26 protein-coding genes are annotated in these 24,027 nt (G+C 63.5%); 6 read left to right on the top strand and 20 right to left on the bottom strand.

What is annotated here, in order from left to right; genetic code table 11:
* Window positions 1-51: 51 nt before the first annotated feature.
* Entirely contained in the window at window positions 52-345 is a 294-nt protein-coding gene (locus tag QRN45_RS17040; protein ID WP_284764117.1) for a DUF503 domain-containing protein, read from the bottom strand.
* An 81-nt stretch (window positions 346-426) separates the two neighbouring features.
* Here QRN45_RS17040 and QRN45_RS17035 point away from each other — a divergent pair, with 81 nt between their 5' ends.
* Window positions 427-1,284, top strand: coding sequence for a DUF1206 domain-containing protein (locus QRN45_RS17035; RefSeq protein ID WP_241707356.1), 858 nt, complete (start codon window positions 427-429; stop codon window positions 1,282-1,284).
* A 96-nt stretch (window positions 1,285-1,380) separates the two neighbouring features.
* On the opposite strand, the gene QRN45_RS17030 is transcribed toward QRN45_RS17035, so the two are convergent.
* The 10 genes from QRN45_RS17030 to QRN45_RS16985 form a co-directional block, all read right to left on the bottom strand.
* Window positions 1,381-2,274, bottom strand: a complete 894-nt coding sequence (locus QRN45_RS17030) for a carbohydrate ABC transporter permease (protein ID WP_078106765.1) — start codon at window positions 2,272-2,274, stop codon at window positions 1,381-1,383.
* On the bottom strand, window positions 2,274-3,299 hold the full coding sequence (locus QRN45_RS17025; protein WP_241707355.1) for a carbohydrate ABC transporter permease: 1,026 nt from the start codon (window positions 3,297-3,299) through the stop codon (window positions 2,274-2,276). Before QRN45_RS17025 ends, QRN45_RS17030 begins: the two co-directional genes overlap by 1 nt.
* The gene (gene ngcE, locus QRN45_RS17020) at window positions 3,296-4,705 is read right to left on the bottom strand and encodes an N-acetylglucosamine/diacetylchitobiose ABC transporter substrate-binding protein (protein WP_241707354.1); all 1,410 of its coding nucleotides are present in this window, start codon (window positions 4,703-4,705) and stop codon (window positions 3,296-3,298) included. The genes QRN45_RS17025 and ngcE overlap by 4 nt, the downstream gene beginning before the upstream one ends.
* A 210-nt stretch (window positions 4,706-4,915) precedes the next feature.
* The gene (locus QRN45_RS17015; protein WP_284764105.1) at window positions 4,916-5,545 is read right to left on the bottom strand and encodes a tetratricopeptide repeat protein; all 630 of its coding nucleotides are present in this window, start codon (window positions 5,543-5,545) and stop codon (window positions 4,916-4,918) included.
* Window positions 5,546-5,626: 81 nt separating this feature from the next.
* Window positions 5,627-6,028: an MmcQ/YjbR family DNA-binding protein gene (locus tag QRN45_RS17010; protein ID WP_078106768.1), complete on the bottom strand. Its 402-nt coding sequence runs from the start codon at window positions 6,026-6,028 to the stop codon at window positions 5,627-5,629.
* Window positions 6,029-6,071: 43 nt separating this feature from the next.
* Window positions 6,072-6,914: a polysaccharide deacetylase family protein gene (locus tag QRN45_RS17005; protein WP_241707352.1), complete on the bottom strand. Its 843-nt coding sequence runs from the start codon at window positions 6,912-6,914 to the stop codon at window positions 6,072-6,074.
* An 83-nt stretch (window positions 6,915-6,997) separates the two neighbouring features.
* A complete protein-coding gene (locus tag QRN45_RS17000; RefSeq protein ID WP_241707351.1) occupies window positions 6,998-7,423 on the bottom strand; it encodes a CoA-binding protein in 426 nt (141 codons plus the stop codon).
* A 12-nt stretch (window positions 7,424-7,435) separates the two neighbouring features.
* Window positions 7,436-8,266 (bottom strand): hypothetical protein, encoded by an 831-nt coding sequence (locus QRN45_RS16995; RefSeq protein WP_241707350.1) that lies wholly within the window; start codon window positions 8,264-8,266, stop codon window positions 7,436-7,438.
* Window positions 8,263-8,817 (bottom strand): RNA polymerase sigma factor, encoded by a 555-nt coding sequence (locus QRN45_RS16990; RefSeq protein ID WP_241707349.1) that lies wholly within the window; start codon window positions 8,815-8,817, stop codon window positions 8,263-8,265. The genes QRN45_RS16995 and QRN45_RS16990 overlap by 4 nt, the downstream gene beginning before the upstream one ends.
* A gap of 391 nt (window positions 8,818-9,208) precedes the next feature.
* Window positions 9,209-10,498, bottom strand: a complete 1,290-nt coding sequence (locus QRN45_RS16985; RefSeq protein ID WP_059388506.1) for an adenylosuccinate synthase — start codon at window positions 10,496-10,498, stop codon at window positions 9,209-9,211.
* A 445-nt stretch (window positions 10,499-10,943) separates the two neighbouring features.
* On the opposite strand from QRN45_RS16985, the gene QRN45_RS16980 reads away from it, so the two are divergent.
* Together QRN45_RS16980 and QRN45_RS16975 are read left to right on the top strand one after the other, a co-directional pair.
* Window positions 10,944-12,635, top strand: coding sequence for a phospholipase C (locus QRN45_RS16980; protein ID WP_241707348.1), 1,692 nt, complete (start codon window positions 10,944-10,946; stop codon window positions 12,633-12,635).
* Between the two features lie 230 nt (window positions 12,636-12,865).
* On the top strand, window positions 12,866-13,498 hold the full coding sequence (locus QRN45_RS16975; protein WP_241707347.1) for a uracil-DNA glycosylase family protein: 633 nt from the start codon (window positions 12,866-12,868) through the stop codon (window positions 13,496-13,498).
* Window positions 13,499-13,639: 141 nt separating this feature from the next.
* Here the strand turns inward: QRN45_RS16975 and QRN45_RS16970 are convergent, their stop codons facing one another.
* The 3 genes from QRN45_RS16970 to QRN45_RS16960 all read right to left on the bottom strand — a co-directional run bounded on the left by QRN45_RS16970 (window position 13,640) and on the right by QRN45_RS16960 (window position 15,891).
* On the bottom strand, window positions 13,640-14,059 hold the full coding sequence (locus QRN45_RS16970; protein ID WP_078106777.1) for a DUF3151 domain-containing protein: 420 nt from the start codon (window positions 14,057-14,059) through the stop codon (window positions 13,640-13,642).
* Window positions 14,059-15,150, bottom strand: coding sequence for a class II fructose-bisphosphate aldolase (fbaA, locus tag QRN45_RS16965; RefSeq protein ID WP_274619636.1), 1,092 nt, complete (start codon window positions 15,148-15,150; stop codon window positions 14,059-14,061). Before fbaA ends, QRN45_RS16970 begins: the two co-directional genes overlap by 1 nt.
* Before the next feature lie 93 nt (window positions 15,151-15,243).
* Window positions 15,244-15,891 carry a TrmH family RNA methyltransferase gene (locus QRN45_RS16960; RefSeq protein ID WP_284764135.1) on the bottom strand — a complete coding sequence of 216 codons (648 nt, stop codon included), beginning with the start codon at window positions 15,889-15,891 and terminating at the stop codon, window positions 15,244-15,246.
* A gap of 187 nt (window positions 15,892-16,078) precedes the next feature.
* Between QRN45_RS16960 and QRN45_RS16955 the strand changes: the two genes are divergently transcribed.
* On the top strand, window positions 16,079-16,909 hold the full coding sequence (locus QRN45_RS16955) for an HAD-IIA family hydrolase (protein WP_139359611.1): 831 nt from the start codon (window positions 16,079-16,081) through the stop codon (window positions 16,907-16,909).
* Between the two features lie 18 nt (window positions 16,910-16,927).
* Window positions 16,928-17,620 (top strand): tyrosine-protein phosphatase, encoded by a 693-nt coding sequence (locus tag QRN45_RS16950; RefSeq protein WP_284764103.1) that lies wholly within the window; start codon window positions 16,928-16,930, stop codon window positions 17,618-17,620.
* A gap of 22 nt (window positions 17,621-17,642) precedes the next feature.
* Here the strand turns inward: QRN45_RS16950 and QRN45_RS16945 are convergent, their stop codons facing one another.
* Together QRN45_RS16945 and pyrE are read right to left on the bottom strand one after the other, a co-directional pair.
* Window positions 17,643-18,695 carry a thioesterase domain-containing protein gene (locus QRN45_RS16945; RefSeq protein ID WP_241707344.1) on the bottom strand — a complete coding sequence of 351 codons (1,053 nt, stop codon included), beginning with the start codon at window positions 18,693-18,695 and terminating at the stop codon, window positions 17,643-17,645.
* A gap of 67 nt (window positions 18,696-18,762) precedes the next feature.
* Window positions 18,763-19,347, bottom strand: coding sequence for an orotate phosphoribosyltransferase (pyrE, locus tag QRN45_RS16940; RefSeq protein ID WP_078106782.1), 585 nt, complete (start codon window positions 19,345-19,347; stop codon window positions 18,763-18,765).
* Between the two features lie 116 nt (window positions 19,348-19,463).
* On the opposite strand from pyrE, the gene QRN45_RS16935 reads away from it, so the two are divergent.
* Window positions 19,464-20,105 (top strand): NADPH-dependent F420 reductase, encoded by a 642-nt coding sequence (locus QRN45_RS16935; protein ID WP_241707343.1) that lies wholly within the window; start codon window positions 19,464-19,466, stop codon window positions 20,103-20,105.
* A gap of 91 nt (window positions 20,106-20,196) precedes the next feature.
* Here the strand turns inward: QRN45_RS16935 and QRN45_RS16930 are convergent, their stop codons facing one another.
* Genes QRN45_RS16930 through QRN45_RS16915 form a run of 4 tightly spaced genes read right to left on the bottom strand, consistent with a single transcriptional unit; the run spans window position 20,197 to window position 24,007 of the window.
* A complete protein-coding gene (locus QRN45_RS16930) occupies window positions 20,197-21,108 on the bottom strand; it encodes a sugar phosphate isomerase/epimerase family protein (RefSeq protein ID WP_284764102.1) in 912 nt (303 codons plus the stop codon).
* Complete coding sequence (locus QRN45_RS16925) at window positions 21,105-22,328, bottom strand: Gfo/Idh/MocA family protein (protein ID WP_284764101.1); 1,224 nt, start codon at window positions 22,326-22,328, stop codon at window positions 21,105-21,107. The genes QRN45_RS16930 and QRN45_RS16925 overlap by 4 nt, the downstream gene beginning before the upstream one ends.
* Window positions 22,325-23,170 (bottom strand): sugar phosphate isomerase/epimerase family protein, encoded by an 846-nt coding sequence (locus tag QRN45_RS16920; protein WP_241707340.1) that lies wholly within the window; start codon window positions 23,168-23,170, stop codon window positions 22,325-22,327. Before QRN45_RS16920 ends, QRN45_RS16925 begins: the two co-directional genes overlap by 4 nt.
* A gap of 3 nt (window positions 23,171-23,173) precedes the next feature.
* Window positions 23,174-24,007: a carbohydrate ABC transporter permease gene (locus tag QRN45_RS16915; RefSeq protein WP_241707369.1), complete on the bottom strand. Its 834-nt coding sequence runs from the start codon at window positions 24,005-24,007 to the stop codon at window positions 23,174-23,176.
* Window positions 24,008-24,027 lie beyond the last annotated feature (20 nt).

Genomic DNA, 24,027 nt, shown 5'->3' with positions numbered 1-24,027 from the left:
TCGTTTTGGGCCTTCAAAACGACCGTTGCTCAGCAATCGATGCAAAAGGAGTCAGTCTTCGCTGTGGAGGTCCCGGCGTCGGGCGCTGAGGAGTTCCAGTTCGGGGCGCGCGGCGACGAAGCGCTCGACGGCGTCGAGCACCTCCACGAGATGAGCCCGGTCTGCTGCCACGGCCCCTGCGCCGATGAGGGCACGGCGATGCTGGTCCAAGTGCCCGGTCTCCGCGGCGGAGGCTTCGAATCTCCTTTTCAGCTCGGCGATCACCGGGCGCACGAGGGAACGTTTCTCCTTCAGGCTGTGTACCTCGCCGAGGAGGATGTCGAACTCGATCCACGCGATCCACATGCGCCCATCGTATCCAGTAGTCGCGCTCCCTCCCGCTTCGGAGCCCACGGTGGCAAGATAAGGGCAGACCAAAGGAGCTCCATGGGCACGGACGATCACACGAACAAAGCCGGCAACGCAGTATCCCGGGGCGCAGATTCGGTGGGCGACGCCGTAGACGACGCCAAGGATTCACGGACGGTCCGGGTAGTGGCGCGGGCCGGATTCGTGGCCCTAGGGCTGATACACCTCCTGATCGGAATCATCGCGTTGGGTATCGCGCTCGGCTCATCCGGCCAAGCCGACCAAAGCGGAGCTGTCGGCCAGATGGCCGGAACGCCCGGTGGCATCGTCCTTTTGTGGGCGGGACTAGTGGCCTGCGGTGTCCTCGCGCTCTATATGGCGAGCGACGCCGTGATGGGGTGGAGCGGGGGTGGCAGTTCGAAGCCGTGGATGAATCGGCTCAAGGCAGCCGGGCAGGCCATCGTCTTCGCTGTGGCCGCGGTGACCTTCGGCAGTTTTGCGCTCAGCCATCCAAGCAGCAGCAGCGAGAAATCCCGCTCGACCAGTGCGGACCTCATGTCCAGCACTCCCGGTACTGTCCTCCTGGTGATCATCGGGGTGGCATTGCTGGCAGCCGCGGGCACCTACGTCTTCCTGGGGATCACCCGCAAGTACGAAAAGAACCTGAGGGGGAAACCGTCGGGACTTCTGGGAGACGCGTTCACGGTGCTGGGCGTGGTGGGCTATTGCGCGAAAGGGGTGGCGCTCGGCGCCGTCGGATTGCTCATCCTGATCGCCACGGCCGCGCACGACCCCTCTCAACAGGGCGGCCTCGATTCGGCCCTCAAGGCCTTCCTGAAGCAACCCTTCGGCGCATGGGTGCTGGTGTTCGTGAGCCTCGGACTCATGGCTTACGGGATCTTCTCTTTGTTCCGCTCCCGTTACCAGCGGATCTGACGGCGGCCTCACCTTCGAGTGATGGACAGAAGCGCCCGACGGCGGCCCTCACCTATGGCGGGAACCGCCGTCGGGCGCTTATTTAGCCGGGTTGTGCTACTTGGAGGTGCCTTGAGAGACCGAACCCTGCAGCTGGCGCTGGAAGATGATGTAGACGATCAGCACCGGAACCACCGTGACCGTGACAGCCGCGAACAAGGCGCCGAAGTCCACGGCATAACCCATCTGGCCGGCGAAGGCAGCCAGTCCCTGGGACAGCACGCGCGGCCCGGCAGCGTTGATCGCCACCGGAATCAGGAACTGGTTCCACAGGCCCAGGAAGTTGAAGATGGCCACGGAAGCGAGTCCTGGCTTGGCCATCGGCAGCATGACCTGGAAGAACGTCCGCCACTCGCCTGCTCCGTCCAAGGCGGCCGCCTCCGTGATTTCGTGGGGAAGCGACTTGAAGAAGGAGAAAAGGAAGAACACCGTGAACGGCAGCGCGAAGCCGACATACACCAGGATGAGGCCCGGCAAAGTGTTCAACAAACCGATGTTCCGCATGACGAAGAACAACGGCACCATGGCGAGGAAGATCGGGAAGGTGAGCCCTGCCAGCATGAGGTAGTAGATCGCTTTGCTACCGAAAAAGACATAGCGTCCCAGGACATAGGCGCACATGGCGCCGAGCACCATGACGATCACCAAAGCGGACCCAACGACAATGACGGAGTTGAGGAAATAGCTCCCGATGCCGGCCTCGGTCCAAGCACGGACGTAGTTGTCGAAACGCCACTGCGAGGGCAGGGCAAACGGCGAGGCGAAGATCTCGCTCGATGTCTTGAAGGAAGACATGAAAGTCCACAGCAGTGGCAGGATCACAATGAGGGACCAGATGCTGAGGGCCGTGTGCGAAACGGCGCCCACCACCCTGTCTCCGGTGGTCAGGGCCGGCTTGCGGGGGTTGAAGTGCAAGGACTTCATGTCCTGGCTGGCAATTTTTGTCGTCATCAGAGGGACACATCCTTGTCGCCACCAGTGAGCCTGTTAACCAGGAACACGAGGCCGGAGAAGATCAGGGTGGCTACGGCGAGCACGACGCCCATGGCGCTGGCCAGGCCGAACTGGCCCTTGGTGAATGCGGTGAAGAAGAGCTGCTGGGACATCACCAAGGTGGAGTTGTCCGGTCCGCCGCCGGAGTTCAGGGCCGCCATGTAGACGAAGGCGTCCAGCGCCAGGATTCCCATATAGATGTAGGCGGTCTGGATGTTGTCCCGGATCAGCGGGATGGTGATGGACACGGCAGTGCGGAAACGCCCGGCCCCGTCAATCCTGGCCGCTTCAAACAGCTCGGCAGGTATGCCCTTGATGCCCGCGACGAACAGGACCATGTAGAAGCCGATGAAGCCCCATACGATCACGAACATCGTGGCGATCATGGCGGTGCTCTTGTCGCCGAGCCAGGCGTAGGACTTGAACTGGTCCATGCCCAGGGATGTGAGGATGCCGTTCAGGAGGCCTCCCGAAGGATCATAGATTTGACCCCACATGATGCCGATGGCGATGGCCGGGATCGTGTAGGGGAAGAAGGACACCACGCGGTAGAAGCTGGAGTTGCGCAAGCCTTTGATCTGGCCCTTGCTGCTGCCCCCCACGGTCACCAAGGTTGCCAGCACAAGGCTGAGGATGATGGTGATGATGGGCAGGAAGATGACCAACAGGATGTTGTTCCCCATGGCCTTCATGAAGACGTCATCCGCAAAGAGCTTTTGGTAGTTCTGAAGGCCGATGAAGTTTTGCTTGGGTGAGAACCCCGACCAGTCGGTCAGCGAGTAGCCGAAGGCCTGGATGAATGGCCAGATCACAAAGATGATGTAGATGGCCAGTGGTACTCCGAGGAAGACCACAAAGAAGCTGATCTTGTCGAACGTCAAGGGCTTGCGCCGCCTCTTGTTGGCGGGTGGTGCGGTTTCCGGAACGACGACGGCGGACGCGCCGTCGCCGACCCGGAGTGTTTTAGCTTTCACTGAAGTCACTTCACTTCAATCTTCGTGACCGAGCTGTCGTTGCGGACCTTGTCGGTAATTTTCTGCAGGTCCGACGTCAGGGTGGCGACGTCGGACTTTCCATCGAGGAACGTGTTCCACACAACCAGTTGGTCTTTGTTCATCCCGTAGAGGTCAACGAAGTTCCACGTGAAGATGTTCGATCCCGCATCGCTGAGCAGCTTGGTCTGGGAAACCAGGGCGGTGGAACCGAAGCCATCGGCGGGAACGGTGTCCTTGACGATGGTGGGGGCCAGCTTTGTCTTGGCAAAGTTGGTGGCAGCATCCTTGGAAAGCATGACACGCAGCAGTTCCTTGCCGCCGGCCACATTTTTACCTTGGGACGGAACCACGAACGGCTCGCCGGAAGCGCTGTGCATTGCCGCATAAGGAAGCTTGGATCCCGAAGTCACGGTGGGAACAGGAACGCCAGTCATCTTGAAGCCGGACTTCGTTTGGTCCTTCATCTCGTTTTCTATCCACGAGCCGGACGGGTAGAACACGGCTTCCTGGGCGTTGCTCCACTGCGCCTGCGCCGCGGTGAACTGCGTACCCGAGCCACCCGGTTTGAAGTGGCCGGCCTTGACGATCTTGCCCAAGGCCGTGAAGACGCTTTGGATGGCCGGGTGGGACCACGCGTCCGCTTTCAGGTTTTCAAGGCCAAGGCGAACGTCATCGCCGCCTTCCTTGATGGCAGAAGCGATCGCCATTTCCTGGTAATAGGTGGCCGCTTCCTTGCCCCAGACGAACAGGTACTTGCCCTTGGCCTTGGCCTGCTCGCCGAGCGCGTACATCTCATCCCACGTCTTCGGCACGGTCCAGCCGTTGTCCTTGAGGAATGAATCCGAGTACCACATGGCGTATACCGTCAGCACGTAGTTCAGGGCCGCCAGCTTGCCATTGAAAGTGCCCGGGGCGAGTACTCCGGCGTACAAGGTGTCCTTGATGACCTTGCCTTCGAGGTTCTTGGACTCGACCACGCTCGTGAGATCTTCGAGCTGGGCGAGGATGGTGCTGAAGCCGATCGCCTTGGCGCCGGAGTTGTCGATCAGGTCCGGAGGGTTGCCGCCAACGAATCGCGGCTGCAGTTCCTGCGCGATGTCGGTGGACGGGGAAATCTTGGCGGTGGAACCCGAATGTGCGTTCTCGAAGCTCTTGCCAGCGAATTCGACGTAGTCGATTCCATAGCCGCCCTTGAAGATCACGGCGTCAACGGTGGACTTGTCTGCCATCCCGAACGGATTGGTATCTGACACGGTCCCCGTGGGACCGGTGGTTCCTCCTCCGCCACCGGCTGCGCAGGAGGCCATCGAGCCGGCCAACGGCACAAGCACGGCCGCGGCAAGCGCGCCGCGGAGGAAACCGCGGCGTGCAAAGGACTGCTGCTGAACGTTCATCCTAAAACCCTCCAGAGACTCGTAGTACCGAAACCTGACGGCGCCTCGGCCGGCAGTCGATCGGTCCGGGCACCGCCGCTGCGACGCGCCCTTCGTGTGACATACTTCACCACGAGTGATTGAAAAGCAATATTTGAGGGCAGTTTCAATCAACTTTTGTCAAAATGTGATCTGACAATCGTGCCGCCCAAGAGGGGTCATTTGGGTGTTCTAGCCCCGCAAATTCAAGGATTTTGCGCATTGGGCGACGGCCTCGCGCGCCCATTGCCGCTGTTGCTCTGTTCCTACCCGCTCAGCCCACTGTTCGGCCAGCTGGAACTCGACCATCGCCTCGGTGCGCCGCCCGTCGTCGTACATCGCCCAACCGAGGTTGTTGTGCAAAGAAACCATCCATCGTTTGGTGCGGGAATCCTCGACGGCGGAGGCGTACTCAAGCGCGCTGCGCGTCCATGCTTCCTGGTGGCCGGAGTCCGCAGTGGCCAGCATGTGAAGCGCGTCCACGGCGAGGAAATCTTCGCCCAGGAGGTCTCCCATCTCGGCGGCTTGCTCAAATAGCGGAACGGCCATGGCAGGGTGGCCCGCCGAGTTGAGCAGGCGGCCGCGCTCAAGGAGAATCCGCACCGCGACGGTCGGTTCCTCTTCGGCGTCGATCCCGTCCAGGAGCGCATCCGCCTCCTCGAAGCGGCCCTGCAGTCCGATGGCCCGGCCCAATTGGGTGGCGAGCTCGGCCTGTTCAAAGGCATCGTAGGCGGGGTCGGTCATGGCTTCGCGGAAGCGGGCTTCCGACAGCGCAGGGTCCTCAAAATTCCACAGTTCATCGAGGGTCTTTTGTTCCAGCATCTGGCTCCTCCTGATTGCTTCGAGGCGATGGAAGGTGCGGTCCACTCACAATCTAGCCGAGCGGCAGACGGGGTCCGCGTGTCAGTCCCTGGCGAGCCGGGCCCAGCCCAATTGCGCCTGCTGCTTCCGGCTCAGTGAGGAAACCACCAGGTCATAGGAGTCCTCCACCATGTCCCGGACCATCGAGTCGGGCAGGGCGCCGTCCAGTCGCACACCATTCCAGTGCGTCTTGTTCATGTGCCAGGCGCCGGTGATTTCCGGATGGGCGGAGCGAAGTTGAGCGGCCAAGGCGGGATCGCATTTGAGGCTCACTGCCAAGTTCTGCTCGTCCAACGCAGAGGCGGCGAACATCTTGCCTTCCTGCTTGGAACCGCCGGACACGGCTGACCTGACCTTGAAGACCGACGTTTCAGGGCCGAACGGGAAGTCTTCGTAGGTCCCGGGGAAGCTCAGGCAGATTTGGCGGAGTGTGGCAGCGTCCATGTAGCGACACTAGCGGAATGCGAGGACGAGCGGACCGGCCGCCTCACGCAACGCCCAGGAAGTCCTCGAGGAGCACCACTTCCAGGCCAGCCGCCACTTGCGCGGAGCGGAAAGCCTCGAAGTCCGCCGCGAACTCGGGACGGAAGTGCATCAGGACGATATCCCCTGGCCGGAGGGAATTGCCGTACTGGTAGTCCATACGGCCGGCATTGGCCTTGGCCTCCCACGTAACGATCGCCTTCAACCCGGCTGCGGCCACGGCCTGCCGCATGACCGCCGAATAAGCGCCTCCGGGAGGCCTGAACAGGGTGGGCTTGCGGCCGTACTGCTGGACCGCGAAATCCTGCATTCCTGCAATGTCCTCAAGCTGCCGCTGGTAGCCCCATTGCGTTGTCATATTGACGTTGTGGCTAACCGTGTGGTTTTCAACCAGGCTCCCCTGGTCCATGAACGCCTTGAAGAATGCGGGGTTGTCCCGGACGGTGTTGCTCGTCAGGAACAGCGTGGCCGGGTAGCCGCTCTCCTTGAGGAGCCGGACGCTTTCCGGCGATTTGACTACCCCGTCGTCGATCGTGAGGAACACCACGGGATGTTTGGTGGGGATCTTGGTGATCACCGGAGCCAGTCCGCCTTGGATGGGCGGCAACGTGAAGTCAGGGACGAAAGGGTTCCGGAGCCGACCCGGACCGGCAGGACTTGGCGTGGGACTCATCGCCGGGCTTGAGGACAACGACGGCGGGGGGACCGCCGTGCCAGGGGCCGCCGTCGGGCCTTCTGCGGACGGACTTCCGGGGGCAGCGCATGCCCCGAGACCGGCCACGAGGGAAGCCCCGAGGAAACCGAGCGCGGTGCGTCGGCTCGCGGTGGAGGGGTAGTCGTCACACATGGCGATTTCCTGGTCTCGAAAGGGGGATGGCCCCCGAAACATACCAGCGGACGGTTAACGGAAAGTGACGCCGTTGGCTGAGGCTAGATGCCGCTCCGCCAGCCCACCTGCGCCGGGCAGGCATTCATGACGACGTCCAAGCCGGCAGCTTTGGCCCGCTCCGCTGCATCCTCGTCAATTACTCCGAGCTGGAGCCACACGGCTTTCGCCCCCACGGCAATCGCTTCGTCCACTACCGCGCCAACGCGCGAGGAGTTCACAAAGCAGTCGACCACGTCGATGGGCTGCTTCTCGAGGGGCACGTCGGCGAGGAACTTGTAGCCGGTCTCGCCATGGACGTCTTCGCCCTTCTGGTTGATCGGGATGATCTCCATGCCAATCGTGTCGCGAACGTAGAGAGCCACTTCGAAGGCCGAGCGCCACTCATTCGTGCTGAGTCCCACGATGGCCCAGCGGCCCTTTGTTCGCATCAGCCGGTCAATGACTGCCGGATCGTTGACGTGTGTCATAGCTCCAGCCTACTAGCGGGACAGGAGTCCGAGCAGCCAGCGCAACGAAGTCCCGGCAGGCTTCACGGACACGTCATCCTGGGCATTCTCAACTGCTTGCTGCACCCCGTTTTGGAGGTCCTTCGCTGTGGGAGCGGAGGGGATGGCGGTTTTGGGTTGCGGAAGGATTCCCTGCGGGTCGTTCTTGGGTCCGCCGTGCTTCGGCGCTTCCGACTGCTCCTGGCTTGTTTGGCTTGCCGGCGCCGGAACGGCCACCGGCGCTACCGGCTGGTGCGCCGCTTCCTCGGTGCTGGCCGGGGCGGGCGCCACGGGATCAGCCGATGGGCCTGCCACAGGGGGCGCTGACCGCGGCAGGTCAACGGGAGCCGGGTTCGTCATGACCTTCGGGGAATCCTGGGCGGGGGCTGGAGGTACTAGCGACGGCGGTGCAGTGGTCCAAGCGGGTGCCCAGCCGGAGATCAGAGTCTGCATGAATTCGGGGGTCCCCTTGCTGAATCCGCCGCTCGCGGCCGCAACGCCACCAACACCCAGTCCCATGGCGGTCAGGACGGCGGCACCAATGACGGCGGGGCGATGCTTGCTTAATTGACGACGCTTGGCGAGCTCGTCGAGGGGAAGGGCGTTTGCCGAGTCACGGGCGGTCGTGGCGGAGCCGTCACCCGGCGTCGAGCCAGCCAACAATGCCGCGAGTGCCGGACCGGGAGCCGGCGCGGGCATTGACGCAAACGATTCCAGCGCCTTCAAGGAATCCGCGAGTTCCGGGGCGTCCGCGAGGTCGGCCTCAAGCATGAGCTCGAGGATGACCGCGTCGCGGTCAATGTCCTTGCAATCCCAACGCATCATGGTGCCACGTATTCCTTTACTACCGAGTGCTCGCGGAGTGCATTCAATGCCCGGCGCTGCAGCTGCTTGACTGCGCCTTGGCTTTTCCCCATGATTTCGGCTGCTTGGTCCACGGTCAGACCGGCAACGATACGGAGCGCCAGGACTTCCCGCTGATCTTCCCGAAGAACGTCCAGCAGCGCCATGACTTCCCCGGGCGCCACGCGGTTCATCGCTTCGGCTTCCGCCGAACTCGACTGGCGCGTGTCACGTTCAGGTTCGAACTCGTGATGTTCCGGCGCCCTGCTTTGCCGGCGATGGTCGTCCACCATCCGGGCATGGGCCACCGAGAACACGAACGTCCGCAGACCGCCGACGCCGCCCGTGATCGTCTCGACGCGCGGCAGGACGGCAAGAAAAACGTCCTGTGTGACAGCTTCGGGATCCGAGACGCCTTTCGCCGTCAGGTAGCCGAGCACCTGGCCGGCAAAGGCCTGGTAGACGGCGCTGAACAGTTCAGCTTCCTGGCCGCGAAGGGCCAGCAATGCTGCATCGGTCAAGGCGTCGGTCACTGAAGCGTGGCTTTCGTTGGGGAGCGAATGTCCGGATCCACGAGAGATCCTCGGTGCCGCCCATGCGCGGCAGGGCCGGGCAACCTCACCTAGCTTAACCGTTGCTCCCGCTACGCCCAAGGACCAACTTTCGGTTCCGGGGGCGTGCCTCTCCCGGACTTTCTGCACATCCACGAAACCCCTTCAGACATGAAAAGGGCCGAGCTGAAACATGATGGGGGACAAATTTCAGCTCGGCCTTTCAAAGAGGTAATCGTCGGGGCACCTCAAAGGGTTACGCGGATTCCAAAAGTTTTTTCGCACCTGTTTTCGGGGCGTCCGGCCCCTGACGCACGACGGCGGGCCGCCCCCGAAAGGGCCGCCCGCCGTCGTCGTAATTCGGCTTTGGTGACTAGTCCTCGATGAGGTCGTGCACCACGATCGTCTGGTCCCGGTCCGGGCCGACGCCGATCGCGGAGAAACGCGTGCCCGAGAGCTTCTCAAGGGCCAGCACGTAGCGGCGGGCGTTCTCGGGGAGGTCTTCGAGCGTCTTGGCGCCGGTGATGTCCTCGGTCCAGCCGTCGAAGTACTCGAAGATCGGCACTGCGTGGTGGAACTCGGTCTGGGTCATGGGCATTTCGTCGTGGCGGACGCCGTCGACGTCGTAGGCCACGCAGACCGGGATCTGTTCGATGCCGGTGAGGACGTCCAGCTTGGTGACGAAGTAGTCCGTGAAGCCATTGACGCGGGACGCGTGGCGGGCCAGGACGGCGTCGTACCAACCGCAGCGACGCGGGCGGCCGGTGTTGACACCGAACTCGCCGCCTGTTTTCTGCAGGTACATGCCCATCTCGTCGAAGAGTTCCGTGGGGAACGGGCCGGCGCCGACGCGGGTGGTGTAGGCCTTGATGATGCCGATGGAACGCGAGATGCGGGTGGGTCCGATGCCCGAGCCAACGGACGCGCCGCCGGCGGTCGGGTTGGACGACGTCACGAACGGGTAGGTGCCATGGTCGACGTCGAGGAACGTGGCCTGGCCGCCTTCCATGAGGACCACCTTGCCTTCGTCCAGTGCGTTGTTGAGGACAAGTGTGCTGTCAATGACCAGCGGCCGCAGGCGTTCGGCGTAGGACAGGAAATACTCCACGATCTCGTCCACCACCACGTTGCGGCGATTGTAGACCTTGACCAGGAGCTCGTTCTTTTGGCGCAGCGAGCCTTCCACCTTCTGGCGGAGGATCGATTCGTCGAAGACATCCTGGACGCGGATACCCAGGCGGGCCACCTTGTCCATGTAGGCCGGGCCAATGCCCCGGCCGGTGGTGCCGATGGCGCGGCTGCCGAGGAAGCGCTCCGTGACCTTGTCCAACACCTGGTGGTACGGCGCAACGAGGTGGGCATTGGCTGAGACGCGCAAACGGGACGTGTCGGCGCCGCGGGCTTCCAGGCCGTCGATCTCCTGGAACAGCGCCTCAAGGTTCACCACGCAGCCGTTGCCGATGATCGGAATCGCGTTGGGGCTCAGAATGCCGGCAGGAAGGAGCTTGAGCTCATACTTCTCACCGCCCACCACAACGGTGTGCCCGGCGTTGTTGCCGCCGTTGGGCTTGACCACGTAGTCAACGCGGCCACCGAGCAGGTCGGTTGCTTTGCCTTTGCCTTCGTCGCCCCACTGGGCTCCGACGATCACGATAGCTGGCATGGGATCCTCCCCCATTCTTTCGGGCCGGTCCTGGCGGGATCACCAAGGCTCAGCGCCGTACATGAGAACGCCCCGAATCTTTCGGCCCTGCCCGAGGACTTCCGCAAAAGTTCACCGGCGAGATCAGCAAGAGTTCCGGGGCTCTTACCAGCCAAGTTTAGCCGATGCCGCTCTTGGACCTCTTGTCACATGGCCGAACGGCGACATGAAAGGAGGGAGGGCACCCTTGAAGTTCCCCGTGAGCAGAATGTGAACTCTTCCCAAACAGTCGGTATTGAGCTCCCAAATCGACCTCCGGGCCCCGAGCAACCGGCTACATTCTTTGTGAATCCTCACCCCCAGCACACCCCAACTGACTCGCATTTGTTGTCGTTATGAGCCTTCTAAACGACAACAAATGCGAGTCAGTTGGGCGGGCACTGCCCGTGACTCTGAAGGGAAGTCCATGAACTTTCGCAACAGGCGCCTCCTCTCAACAGCAGGAGTGAGCGCACTCGCCGCGTCCACGATCGCCGCCGGCCTGATCGGGTTCGGCATGGCGCCGGCTTCGGCCAACAACGACCAAAAGGGAACGGCGACACCCATCAAGCACGTCGTTGTAATTTTCGGCGAGAATGTTTCCTTCGACCACTACTTCGCGACGTATCCGCAAGCGGCCAACATCCCCGGCGAAACCCAGCAGGGTACCGGCGCAGCGGCCCCCGCGTTCACGGCGGCCAAGAACACGCCGAAGAACATCGCCACCCTCGCCCACGACAATCTGTTGGCACCCAACAATCCCAACGCGGTCCAGCCACAACGCCTGACGCCGAGCCAGGCCATCACCTGCGACCAGGACCACGAATACACCGCGGAACAGAAGGCCTACAACGGCGGCCTGATGAACAAGTTCGTCGAGAACACCAGCATGGATACCTGTTCGGGTGGCCAGTTCGGCCGTCCCGGGCTCACCACTGACTACTACGACGGCAACACCGTGACCGGAATCTGGAACTACGCCCAGAACTTCGCCATGAGCGACTCGCACTTCAGCACCGGCTTCGGACCGTCCAGCCCCGGCGCGCTCAACCTGGTGTCCGGCCAGACCCACGGCGTCACGGAATTCACCGCCGCCGGTCAGCCGGTCAAGCCCGCTAGCAGCGATTACACCGTCAAATTCCCCGACGCCAACGGCGTCGGCACCATGACGGAAGACCCGGATCCGGTGTACGACGACTGCTCCAACAAGAGCCACGCGAGCAAGAACAACCTTGCGGGCATGCAGGGCAAGAACATCGGCGATCTCCTCAACGACAAGGGAGTCAGCTGGGGCTGGTTCCAGGGCGGCTTTGCCCCGACGACGGCGGCAACGGACACCACGCCGGCAGCCTGCATGAGCACCCACACCAACGTTTCAGGCGCGACGGTCACGGACTACAGCCCGCACCACCAGCCGTTCCAGTACTACAAGTCAACGTCCAACCCGCACCACCTTGCCCCGGCGAGCGTGGACGAGATCGGGCACAACGGCCAGGCCAACCACCAGTACGACACCTCGGACTTCGCCAAGGTGGTCAACTCGGACAACATGCCTGCCGTCTCGTTCCTGAAGGCGGGAAGCTTCCAGGACGGCCACGCCGGCTACTCCGATCCACTCGACGAGCAGAAGTTCATCACGCAGCAGGTGAACGCCATCCAGAACTCGAAGAACTGGGAAAGCACCGCAGTCGTCCTCGCCTACGATGACTCGGATGGCTGGTACGACCACGTCGCGGCCGGCGTGAAGAACTCCTCCAACACCACTGACGACGCCGCATGGTGCCTCAACGCCTACAACAAGGGTGTCCCGATGGCCGGAGGCTATGCCGACCGTTGCGGCCCCGGCCCCCGCCAGCCGCTCGTGGTGATCTCGCCCTTCGCGAAGAAGAACTTCGTGGACCACACCCAGACGGACCAGTCATCCATCCTTCGCTTCATCGAGGACAACTGGCACACCGGCCAGATCGGCGATTCCTCGGCGGACGCCAAGGCCGGTTCCATCAACGCGATGTTCAACTTCGACAACGGCCGGGACGTGAAGCTCATCCTCAACGAATCGAACGGCACCGTGGTTTCCCGGACCAAGGAAAGCGACGACCAGAACGAGAACAAGCAGTAACAGGCGCTTCCCAAACGGCACCGTTCCGCATCCATCGGGACGGTGCCGTTGCCGTTAACGCACTTGCGCCGTCGAGAGTCCCACCACAGAAGTCCCGATTCACCCCACAGCCCACCGCGGTTCCGGTAGAGTTAACCAGCCCCCAACACTGCACCCAATCCGACCGGTCGCGGCAAACCGCTCCCGGCCGGACAAGTGCGCCTCGCTACACGTAGGAGACCCAAGCCCATATGCAAGACCTGGCGACTGAAACACGCGAAGAGCAGCTCTGGAACCGACGTTTCGAACCCCACATCGCCGAGGTCACGGGGCTTTGCGATTCCCTCAAAGAACAGAAGCCGGGCAGCGAAGTCCTCTACGTAGACCCCGCCCACAGTGTTGACGAGTGCCGTATCATCAGCCTTTTCTCCAACACCCGCAGCACCGAGGGTTCAGGCTTCATCGCCCCGGGTGACGCAGATGCCACCACCCGCATGGTGGGTATGCAGTGGCAATTGGGGCTGCGCCCGGAACTCATGATGCCGTGGAACGTCTACCCGTGGATCGAGCCCGACGGCGAACCGGGCAAGCTGACTCCCGCCAACATCACCGAAGGCCTCAAGCCGCTCCTGCGTCTCCTGGCGATCGTGCCGCGCACCTCAGTGCTGGTAGCCCATGGCAATGAAGCCCATCGTTTGGCAGACCAGCTCATGAAGGCCGCACCGCAGAGCATCCACCGCCGCGGCTTCAAGACGTTCAAGGTCCGCTCGCTGGGTGGACGCTCCTTCGCTGGCTCCCCCACGCGCCAACAGGAGTACCTGGACCTCATCCACGGCGCCTACGCCGAGGCCATGGCCCGGACCGGCCTCACCCCCGTCTCCTAGCCCTCGCCCAACTAACTAGCATTTGTTGTCGTTTTGACGGCTCATAACGGCATTAATTGCGAGTCAGTTGGGCGGGGAAGCGCGACGGCGGCCGCCCACCTCAAAGGTGAGCGGCCGCCGTCGGCGTTTAAGACAGTTGTCCTAGCCTTCGATCGCTGCCTTCGCGGCGGGATCGGAGTCGTTCAGGAACTTCTCGATCCGCTCCGGCTCCTCAGCTTCGCCGATGGCGGCGGATGCCCGGCCGAGGGAGTACAGAGCGCGCAGGAATCCCCTGTTGGGCTCGTGCTCCCACGGGATGGGTCCGACGCCGCGCCAACCGTTACGGCGCAGCGAATCCAGTCCACGATGGTAACCCACGCGGGAATACGCATAGGAATCGATGGTCCGGCCCTCAGCCCAGGCTTCCTCGGCCAGGATCGCCCACAGCAATGAAGACGTGGGGTACTTGGCCACGAGGTCCAGTGCTTCCTGCCCCAAGGCAAGGTGCTGGTAGATCTCGGTCTCTGCAGGCAGGAGCGTAGGCTCCGGGCCCATCAGGTTCTTGCGGAATTCGTCGGACATTAGAAGGTCTTGCCTACCGAACCGAGTTGCTTTGCGGCTTCCACGATGCGGGCGGCCATGCCGGCTTCGGCGGAGGCGCCCCAGACGCGGGGGTCATAGGTCTTCTTGTTGCCCATTTCGCCGTCGACCTTCAGGACGCCGTCGTAGTTCTTGAACATGTGTCCGGCCACCGGACGGGTGAACGCGTACTGGGTGTCCGTGTCGATATTCATCTTGATGACACCGTAGGAGACAGCATCCGCGATTTCCTGCTCGGTGGAACCGGAACCGCCGTGGAAGACGAGGTCGAACGGGTTGGTCTTGCCGATCTTCGCGCCGACCTCGGCCTGGATCTGCTTGAGCAGTTCGGGGCGGAGCTTGACGTTGCCCGGCTTGTACACGCCGTGGACGTTGCCGAAGGTCAGCGCGGTCAGGTAGCGGCCGTTCTCGCCGGCGCCGAGTGCCTCGATGGTGGCCAGCGCGTCTTCGGTGGTGGTGTAGAGCTTCTCGTTGATCTCGTTCTCGACGCCGTCTTCCTCGCCGCCGACCGTGCCGATCTCCACCTCGAGGATGATCTTGGCCGCAGCCGCGCGTTCCAGGAGCTCGCGGCCGATCCGGAGGTTCTCGGACAGGGTCTCGTGCGAGCCGTCCCACATGTGCGAGTTGAAGATCGGGTCCTTGCCGGCCTTGACGGCTTCCTCGGAAGCAGAAAGCAGCGGAAGGACGAAATCAGCCAGCTTGTCCTGCGGGCAGTGGTCCGTGTGCAGGGCGATGTTCACGTTGTAGTTCTTGGCGACCTCGCGGGCGAAAGCCGCGAAGCCCAGGGAGCCGGCAACCATGTCCTTGACGGAAGCGCCGGACCAGTAAGCCGCACCACCCGTGGAGACCTGGATGATGCCGTCCGATTCAGCCTCGGCAAAGCCGCGGATGGCGGCGTTCAGGGTCTGCGACGAGGTGACGTTCACTGCCGGAAACGCGTATCCACCGGCCTTCGCGCGGTCGATCATCTCGGAGTAAATCTCTGGGGTTGCGATGGGCATGCTGACTCCTATGCTGATTTTCGTCTGTGGGTTTTGTTGACCCTGGAGTAGACCTATACGGCTAGGCACCATCCTAGCGACTTCGAATCCGGCACCGTGTTTCCGGTCACGGAGACGGGTAACACTTGCGGACGTTTTGCCGGAAGGTCCTCCCGGCCGGATCCCCTAGGAAACCCGCTGGCCGAAGTTGTGGCGGCGGATCCAGGCGTGCATCGCGATGGCCGCGGCCGACGCCGCGTTCATGGAGCGCGTGGAACCGTATTGCTCGATCGACAGAGTGGCCACGGCGGCGTCGTGCACCTCGGGAGTCAGGCCAGGGCCTTCCTGCCCGAACACGAGCACGCAGTTGCGCGGAAGTTCATAGGTTTCCAGCGGCACGGAATCGGGGAAGATGTCGATGCCGATGATGGCCAGCCCCTCCCCCTGCGCCCACTCCACGAAATCCTCCACGGTGGGATGGTGGCGGACGTGCTGGTAACGGTCGGTGACCATGGCCCCGCGACGGTTCCACCGGCGTCGTCCGATGATGTGGACCTCCTTGGCGAGGAACGCATTGGCAGTGCGCACTACGGTGCCGATGTTCAGGTCGTGCTGCCAGTTCTCAATGGCAATGTGGAAATCGTGCCGGTGGGCGTCCAGGTCCGCGACGATCGCTTCGTGCTTCCAGTACCGGTACTTGTCCACGACGTTGCGGCGGTCGCCGTCCGCCAGGAGGTCCGGGTCCCACTGCTCGCCGTCCGGCCAGTCGCCTTCCCAGGGCCCGACGCCGACCTCCGGTTTCGCTTCGGACTCCCCCTCGGTAGACGAGACGATGGTCGGAACATTAGTGGAGTCGGTCGGGGCGGGGGTCTGGGGCCGGTCAGTCACTCCTCAACCCTAGCTCGCGCCATACCGCCCGCGGCGCCGAAACCCGGTGCCGCAACGCAGGACACCCGGGTGTCTCGGAGGCCGAAAGATGAAAGACTTGGGACGAGAACCAGCCACTACGCGGAGGAAAAGCATGGAGAACGCAAGCGAGGCCCCGAAGAGCTCGGCCCTTTACCGCAACGGACACGAAATCGAATGCTGGCTCACGGATATGGACGGTGTCCTCGTCCACGAAAACCAGGCGGTTCCCGGAGCGGCTGAACTGATCCAGCGCTGGGTGGACACCTCCAAGCGATTCCTTGTCCTCACGAACAACTCCATCTTCACGCCGCGGGACCTGGCGGCCCGGCTGAGTTCCTCAGGCTTGGAAATCCCGGAGGAGAACATCTGGACCTCGGCCCTGGCCACGGCACAGTTCCTCAAGGACCAGGTGCAGGGCTCGGAGTCAGGAAACCGCGCCTACACGATCGGCGAGGCAGGGCTCACGACGGCGCTGCACGAGGCCGGCTTCATCCTCACCGACCAGAACCCGGACTTCGTGGTGCTCGGCGAAACGCGCACCTACTCTTTCGAGGCGATCACCATGGCCATCCGGCTGATCCTCGCCGGGGCGCGTTTCATCGCCACCAACCCGGATGCCACCGGCCCGTCGAAGGACGGCCCGATGCCCGCCACGGGCGCCATCGCTGCGCTCATCTCCAAGGCGACCGGCCGCGAGCCCTACATTGTGGGCAAGCCGAATCCCATGATGTTCCGTTCCGCGATGAACCAGATCGACGCGCACTCGGAGACCACGGCAATGATCGGAGACCGCATGGATACGGACATCATCGCGGGCATGGAAGCCGGGCTCCACACCGTCCTGGTGCTCAGCGGCATCACCCAGCGCGAGGACATCGCGGCCTTCCCGTTCCGGCCGAACCAGGTCCTGAACTCGGTAGCGGATCTCAAGAACCAGATCTAAGAAGAAGGGGCTCGTGCCATGGCTGTGCTGAACCTCCGTTCCCTGGCGGGGGGCCGCATTCTGAGGGGCAGCCAGCCGTTTGGCATGGACACCGCGGCGACGGCTGACTTCCTGGAACGTCACGGCATTAAGAGGGTGGTGGATCTGCGGAGCGAGTACGAGCGCGCCATCGTGCCATGGCAACTGGCCAACGGCTCGATGTCCAAGGCTCCAGTGGAGCTCGTGGAGAATCCCCTCGATCCGCGTACGGCTTCCGACGGGCTCCAATCAATCCGCACGGCCGAAGACCTCGGCGAGCTCTACCTTGGCTGGGTGCGCACCCGCCCCGATTGGGTGGCCGAATCCTTGCGCCCTGCGGCCCATGGCAAGCGCACGCTCATCCACTGCTCGCTCGGCAAGGACCGCACCGGCGTCGTATCCGCTTTGGCGCTCCTCGCGAGCGGCGCTGGCCACGCGGCTGTTATCGCTGACTACGCCGCAAGCACCGCTGCCCTCCCCACGATGCTCAAAACGATGGCAGCAGCGTGGCGGTTGGCCGTCCCCGAGGTTCCCGAGGAAGCATTCAGTCCCTCGCTCATGCTGCTGCAATCCCCCGAAGCCGCGATGGAATACTTCCTGGACCGTTTCGGGCTCGAGTTCGGCAGCGCGGCGGATTACTTGCGCGACGCCGGCCTCAGCGGTTCCGAGCTGGATGGACTGCGGCGCCGGTAGCGGCGTTCGTGGCGGGCACCGCTCAGTAGAAAACCACCCGCGAGCCGGCCCTGGGCAGCGGAAAGAGTTCGTTCTCCAGGTCCTCGATGATCGGATTGTAGATAAAGGGATTCCACTGCGGACTCGCATGGGCGGGCCGGGCGCCGTCGGTCCTGCGGCCCGTGGACGCGATGTTGAGGGGGAAAGTCTTGGCCCACGCAGCCCGGGCTGTCGCGTAGTTCACCGTGTCATCGTTCGGGTTCCCGATGAAGGCCATGCGGGTATCCCCCAGCCGGTCGACAAACCGTGTTCCGTCGAAGTGGTAGATATAGTCCGATTCGCTCTGGATCAGGACGCTCGACGGCGCGATCGGCGAAAGCTGTTCCAAGGTCTGGTCCCAGATCTGCCCCCAGGTGCGTTCGTGCTTGTTGACCACGCGCTCGCCCAGCTCGTAACCGCCGCGGAGCACCGACGGAACCTGGAAGCCGCTCTCATACAGGAACACGACGCCGTCGAACCAGCTTTGGTCGAGGATGTCGTACTTGCTGAACGGCGATGAATCCAACAGGATCAGCTTGACGCTGACGCCGTTCCGCTCACGCAGGAGCGCGGCCACTTCGGTGGCCAGCATTCCACCGAAACTGTGGCCGTAGAAATACAGGGTGTTCAGCTTGCGCTCGTTGATGTAAGCGAGCACCGCGTCCACCACGTCGGCGACTTCCAACCCCAGGTTGGAGTATCCGACGGCGGCCATCTGGCCCCGCTGCCGGAGCGACCCCCGGAGCGAGTTGAGGATCCATTGGGCCTCTTCCCAGCTGGTCTTGTAACCGGGAAAGAGAATCCAACTCGAGTTGGGGTAGTAGGACTCCGCGACATCGTCTCCCACCGGCAGGATCTTGGTGACGCGACGTTCTGCCTGGACCTGGCGGGTGAACAGCATGTCCGCTGCGAGCGCCGTGGAAGCGCCCGCTCCGATGAGGAAGCTGCGGCGGGAAAAACTCTTCAGCTCGGCAGCTTGCCGGAGAACCCGGGCGAGGGAGCCCGGGTCCTGCCAGCGTTGCTGGTTCCGGGGAAATTTTCCCGCCCGATAGTTCACGCAGCCAGCTTAGGCGCTTCAGCCGACGGGCACACGGTCCCCCAAACCCGCCCAGGCTTGTAAGAAATCAGTCGAGTCCCAGCTCGTCCTTGCCGAAGGCGAAGAGGTACGGCACACCGGTTTCGGCCTCGATCTTTTCCTTGGCGCCCGTGTTGCGGTCCACAATGACGGCCACGGCCACCACGTTGCCACCGGCCTTGCGGACACCCTCGACGGCGGTCAGCGCCGAGCCACCGGTGGTTGAGGTGTCTTCGAGAACCACGACGTTGCGGCCCTCCACCGAGGGACCTTCCACTTGGCGGCCCATGCCGTAGGACTTCTGCGCCTTGCGCACCACGAAGGCGTCAACGGCGCGCCCGGCGTCGGCGGCGGCGTGCATCACGGCGGTTCCGACCGGGTCCGCACCCATGGTCAGGCCACCGGCGCACTCAACGGCGATTCCGGCGTCGTCGATCATGGCAAGCATGACCTGGCCAACCAGCTTCGAAGCCTCGTGGTGGAGGGTGATGCGCCGCAGGTCGATGTAGTAGTCCGCCTCGGCACCGCTGGAAAGGATCACCTTGCCGCGGACGACCGCCAGTTCCTTGATCAATTCAAGAAGGCGGGCACGGGCAGCGGCAGTGGCGGTGGCAGCATCAGAGGCGACAGTCATGGTGCCTATTCTACGTAAAGCCGTTGGACCCAAGGGAATGGACACCGTCACGGAAACCCCACGTCGCTCGCCGTAACCTATGAAATATCTGCGCCGAAGACGGTGTTGCCGCACGTATGACAACAATCGGAATCATCGGTGCAGGACACATTGGCAGCCAAGTCGCCCGCAAGGCGGTCGAACTCGGCTATGACGTAGTGATCAGCAACTCCCGGGGACCGGAAACCCTTGCGGAACTGGTGGCGGAGCTTGGCGCACATGCCCGTGCCGCCACACCGGCCGAGGCGGCAGCGGCGGGCGATTTCGCCGTCGTGACCGTGCCCCTCAGGAGCTACCAGGACATTCCCGTGGAGCCGCTCGCGGGCAAGATTGTGATCGACACGAACAACTACTACTGGGAGCGCGACGGCCGCATCCCGGAGCTGGACAAGGGCGAAGCCACCACGTCCGGTCTGCTGCAGAAGCACTTGCCCACGTCCAAGGTGGCCAAGGGCTTCAACCACATCATGGCGAAGCAGATCGGCACCGACGGCACCCCGGCGGGCACCGAAAACCGCCGCGCGCTGGCCACCGCAAGCGACTACCCCGAGGCCGCCGAACTCGTGGAGAAGCTCTACGACGAGTTCGGCTTCGACACCGTCAACATCGGACCGCTCGACGAGAGCTGGCGCGTAGAGCGCGACCGCCCGGCCTACGTCGTACGGCAGAACGCCGCCGAGCTCAAGGACAACCTGGCGAAGGCACCACGCACCATCTAGACACCACAACACAGCAGCCGCTTGCCTCCGACAGGCAAGCGGCTGCTGTGTTTGAGCGGCTGCTGGGTTTAGGCGCTGACGGCCCGGGCCGTCAGGGTGCCGATGCGGGATCGACGACGGCGAACCCCGCCAAGGCGGCTGCCTTGCGGACGTACGCCAGGTTCGACGCAGTCCGTTCCTCCAAGGGAAGCTCGGTGGAAAAGTCCTCCAGCGTGACCCACGAGTCGTAGCCGACGTCTGCGAGCGCACGGAAGTAGGCGAGGACACTTGCCTGGCCTTCGGCAAGAGGGGCCCATTCGTTGACCCACACGGCCGCTCCCGATTCGTCCTTCGAGTCGGTGCGGACCCAGCGGGCGTTCTTCACGTGGACATGTGCCAAATAGGGGCCAAGGAGCTGGAGTGCGGGCAACGGTGATTCCCAGCCCTCGATCAGCAAGTTGCCAAGGTCGTGGATGACCCCGACATGCTGCGGGTCCAGGCCTTCCAGCAATCGCCGTGCCGAGGAGGCCGATGCCGTCACGGTTCCATGGTGCAGTTCCACGAGGGCTTTGACACCGTGATGTGCAGCGCGGGAAGCAACCCACTCGTAGTGCTCCCGGGTGGCGGCAAAGAGTTCCGGGTAGGACAGGCCCGTGGGTTCCGGCCCGCCCATGTTCGAGTTGCCCAGCGGCAGCACGTTGACCCGGACCTGCCTGGCACCCAAGGCCGCGGTCGCCGCGAGGACGCGATCGACGTCGGCGTGGTTGTCGCAGCGGGCGTAACCGCCGAGGCCGGAGAATTCCAACCCTGCGTCAGCGGTGAGCCGGGCAATCTCCGGGATCGAGTCTTCCAATCCCGTCATGGGCCAGGTGGCACGGTTCCCTGCCCAGAAGCCTGGTTCCGCTGCGTCCGCCTGGTCCGTGACGCGCCATTCGATGCCGTCCCACCCCTGGGCTGCAAGCTTCGTGGCGGCTTCCTGCGGCGACCACTCGGGAGTGGAAGCGGTGAACACGGAGAACTTCATGCCGATACCTCTTCGCGATTGGCTCCCTGCTGGCCGGCGGCCCCGCCTGTGCGGACCTCCACGTCGTTGTACTTGCCGGCAATGACATTGTCGACCAGCACGGGCTGGCCCAAGGTTGCCGAGACATACAGGGCACGCACGGTAGCCAGGGCGGTCACGGCGTCCCGGACGGTAACGCCCGCGGGGCGCCCTTCCCGGATCGCAGCGATGATGTCGCGGTACTGCCGGACATGTCCAGCCGGATAGACCGTGGGATCCAGCGCTTCGACGGTGTCGTCCGGGTATTTGGCGAGCTCGACGGCGGCCTGGTTCCCGCCGCCGAGGATGCCCATCGCGCTGCTTTCCGAAGGATCAGCGGCGTCGGACGCGTGGAAGTATGCGAGGTCGTCGTTGTCGATCACGGCGGAACCCTTGCTGCCCATGACCTGGAGGCGGACCGTCAACCCCGGGTACGCCGCCGTCGTCGCGTGCAACACGGCAAGGGCGCCGGATTCGAAGGTCACGGTGGCCACGGCGGTGTCCTCCACCTCCACACCCTCGTGGGCGAGGAGCGCGGTTTTGGCGCTGATCTCAAGGGGCCGCCCGAGGAACCACAAAAGCAGGTCCACGGTGTGGACGCCCTGGTTCATGACGGCGCCTCCGCCGTCCATGGCCCAGGTTCCGCGCCATGCGCCCGAATCGTAGTAGCCCTGGCTCCGCCACCAGCTGACCGAGGCGACGGCCGAGGTCAGTGTGCCGAAGCGTCCGTCCCGACGGGCCTCGTCCACCACCCGGCTGGCCGGATCGAAGCGGTGCTGGCTGATCACGCTTGCCACCAAGCCCTTGGCCTCGGCAGCCTTGGCCGCAGCCAGGATCTCGTCTGCCTTGCCCAAGTCAACGTCAAGGGGCTTTTCGATCACCACGTGCTTGCCGGCGTCGAGCGCTTCCAGCGCCAGCTGGATGTGCAGGCCGCTGGGCGTCGCGATGATGACCAGGTCCACTGGTGCGGCGGCGAGCGCCTCGGCCAGCGTCAGGAAGACTGCCGGCTTCGGGTCGCCCTGGGCTTCGATCTTGGCGGCCAGCGCCTCGGAGGCTTCGGGGATCACATCCACCAACGCGGTGACCACCACCTCCGGGAATTCGCGGACCGCGGCCGAGTGGGTGCGGCCGATGACGCCGCACCCTACGATCGCGGCCCGGATCTCCGCGGGAGCGCCCGGAGCATTTGAGGTTTCGCTCACTTCGTCTCCACTCCTGCTTCATTGAGGACTTTCGCGAACGCCCTCGCCGCGATGCCGAACGCCGTCGGGCCGGAGAAACCGCCCAGCCCGTGGGCACCGGCCAAGTGTGGCTCGAGGCTCGCGAATCCGGTGTACCCGTCCGCCTTCAAGGCCTCAACCGTGCGGAGGACATCGCCGTCGCCCTCGCCCGCCGGAACCACGGTGGCGTTCGAGAACAGGGCATCCTTGACCTGCAGGTATTCAAGGTGTGGCCTTAGCTTTGCGTAGCCGTCCTCGAAAGGCTTGACGCCTACCTGGACGAAGTTGGCCGCGTCCCAAGCCACTTTGAGCGCGGGAGACGCCACGGTTTCGATGATGTCCAGGACCCGTTCGGGGATGTCCCCGTAGATGTCCTTCTCGTTTTCGTGCAGCAGTACGACGCCGGACTCCTCCGCCACGTCCGCGAGGGCCCGCATGCGTTCGATGACAGCATCCCGGATGCTCTCCACCGCCACGTCCTCGCCGTAGTAGAAGGAGAAGATCCGGATGTAACGCGATTCCAGGACCTGGGCGGCGTTGACTGCACGGCGAAGGCGTTCCACCTCGTGCTCCACGGGAAGGGAAACGTCCACCTTCCCGATCGGCGACGCGATCGCGGAAACCTTCATTTCCGCCGCATCCAGCAAGGACTTCAGTTCGCGAAGCTGCGCCTCATCCAAATCCACGATGTTGGTGCCCCAGGCGCTGCGGACTTCAATGTGGCTCGCTCCCAGTGCCTGCATCACGGCAATCTGGATCTTGGGGTCGTCGTCGATCTCGTCGCCGAAGCCCGAGAGCTCCCATTCAACAGCTGGCGTGCTCATAACTTACTTGACTCCTCCGGCGGTCAGGCCGCCCACTAGGTAACGCTGGAAAATCAGGTACAGGATGACCACCGGGGCAGCACACACAAGGGAAGCTGCCATCATCTGGCCGTAGAAGGGAATCGCGCCGCCCTCTTGCGAGGCACCGAAGATCTGGAGCGCGACGGCGGCAGTCTGGCTTTCGGGCCGCGTCATGACAGAGGCGAACAGGACGTCGTTCCAACCGAGCAGGAAGGCGAAAATACCGGAAACGACCACGCCGGGCCAGCTCAGCGGGAGGATGATCCGCACCAGCACGCCCAGGTTGCTGGCGCCGTCGATCCTTGCCGCCTCTTCGAGTTCACGCGGCAGGCCGCGCAGGTAGGTGACCATCACCCAGGTGGAGAACGGCATCGCGAACGTCAGGTAGGTGATGAACAAACCCCATTGGGTGCCGATGATCTGGATGCCCAGGTAGCTCGCGGAAGACGAGAACAGCACGAAGACCGGAAGGACCATGAGGGTGCCGGGAACCGACTGGAGTCCCAGGAGCCCGCGAAGGATCGTCAACCGGCCACGGAACTGGTAGCGGACCAGCACGTAGGCGGTGGCGATCGACATGAGGGCGGAGACGACGGCGGTGGACCCGGCCACGAGCACGCTGTTGGCCAGGCCCGTGGCCAGTCCAACACTCGACCAGATCGTGGAGTAGTTCTCAAAGGAGAAACTGGACGGGAAGAACTCGCCACGGGCCACGCCGATGTCCGAGTTCACGGACGCCAGGAAGATGTACGCCACGGGAATGAGCACCAAGGCGCACAACACCGTGAGGATGATGGCGAGCATGGGCCCAGGCATGAGCCGGGTTACTTCGTGCT

The sequence above is a fragment of the Arthrobacter sp. efr-133-R2A-63 genome (genome assembly GCF_030209795.1).
Lineage (GTDB): Bacteria > Actinomycetota > Actinomycetes > Actinomycetales > Micrococcaceae > Arthrobacter > Arthrobacter bambusae_A.
The sequence above is the reverse complement of the archived record's forward strand: the minus strand, read 5'-3'. Positions and strand labels throughout refer to the sequence as shown.

Coding starts and splice junctions, on each gene's coding strand:
- QRN45_RS17040 (WP_284764117.1), bottom strand. CDS start 345: ATGTGGATCGCGTGGATCGAGTTCGACATCCTCCTCGGCGAGGTACAC.
- QRN45_RS17035 (WP_241707356.1), top strand. CDS start 427: ATGGGCACGGACGATCACACGAACAAAGCCGGCAACGCAGTATCCCGG.
- QRN45_RS17030 (WP_078106765.1), bottom strand. CDS start 2,274: ATGACGACAAAAATTGCCAGCCAGGACATGAAGTCCTTGCACTTCAAC.
- ngcE (WP_241707354.1), bottom strand. CDS start 4,705: ATGAACGTTCAGCAGCAGTCCTTTGCACGCCGCGGTTTCCTCCGCGGC.
- QRN45_RS17015 (WP_284764105.1), bottom strand. CDS start 5,545: ATGCTGGAACAAAAGACCCTCGATGAACTGTGGAATTTTGAGGACCCT.
- QRN45_RS17010 (WP_078106768.1), bottom strand. CDS start 6,028: ATGGACGCTGCCACACTCCGCCAAATCTGCCTGAGCTTCCCCGGGACC.
- QRN45_RS17005 (WP_241707352.1), bottom strand. CDS start 6,914: ATGTGTGACGACTACCCCTCCACCGCGAGCCGACGCACCGCGCTCGGT.
- QRN45_RS17000 (WP_241707351.1), bottom strand. CDS start 7,423: ATGACACACGTCAACGATCCGGCAGTCATTGACCGGCTGATGCGAACA.
- QRN45_RS16995 (WP_241707350.1), bottom strand. CDS start 8,266: ATGATGCGTTGGGATTGCAAGGACATTGACCGCGACGCGGTCATCCTC.
- QRN45_RS16985 (WP_059388506.1), bottom strand. CDS start 10,498: ATGCCAGCTATCGTGATCGTCGGAGCCCAGTGGGGCGACGAAGGCAAA.
- QRN45_RS16980 (WP_241707348.1), top strand. CDS start 10,944: ATGAACTTTCGCAACAGGCGCCTCCTCTCAACAGCAGGAGTGAGCGCA.
- QRN45_RS16975 (WP_241707347.1), top strand. CDS start 12,866: ATGCAAGACCTGGCGACTGAAACACGCGAAGAGCAGCTCTGGAACCGA.
- QRN45_RS16970 (WP_078106777.1), bottom strand. CDS start 14,059: ATGTCCGACGAATTCCGCAAGAACCTGATGGGCCCGGAGCCTACGCTC.
- fbaA (WP_274619636.1), bottom strand. CDS start 15,150: ATGGTGCCTAGCCGTATAGGTCTACTCCAGGGTCAACAAAACCCACAG.
- QRN45_RS16955 (WP_139359611.1), top strand. CDS start 16,079: ATGGAGAACGCAAGCGAGGCCCCGAAGAGCTCGGCCCTTTACCGCAAC.
- QRN45_RS16950 (WP_284764103.1), top strand. CDS start 16,928: ATGGCTGTGCTGAACCTCCGTTCCCTGGCGGGGGGCCGCATTCTGAGG.
- pyrE (WP_078106782.1), bottom strand. CDS start 19,347: ATGACTGTCGCCTCTGATGCTGCCACCGCCACTGCCGCTGCCCGTGCC.
- QRN45_RS16935 (WP_241707343.1), top strand. CDS start 19,464: ATGACAACAATCGGAATCATCGGTGCAGGACACATTGGCAGCCAAGTC.
- QRN45_RS16930 (WP_284764102.1), bottom strand. CDS start 21,108: ATGAAGTTCTCCGTGTTCACCGCTTCCACTCCCGAGTGGTCGCCGCAG.
- QRN45_RS16920 (WP_241707340.1), bottom strand. CDS start 23,170: ATGAGCACGCCAGCTGTTGAATGGGAGCTCTCGGGCTTCGGCGACGAG.
- QRN45_RS16915 (WP_241707369.1), bottom strand. CDS start 24,007: ATGCCTGGGCCCATGCTCGCCATCATCCTCACGGTGTTGTGCGCCTTG.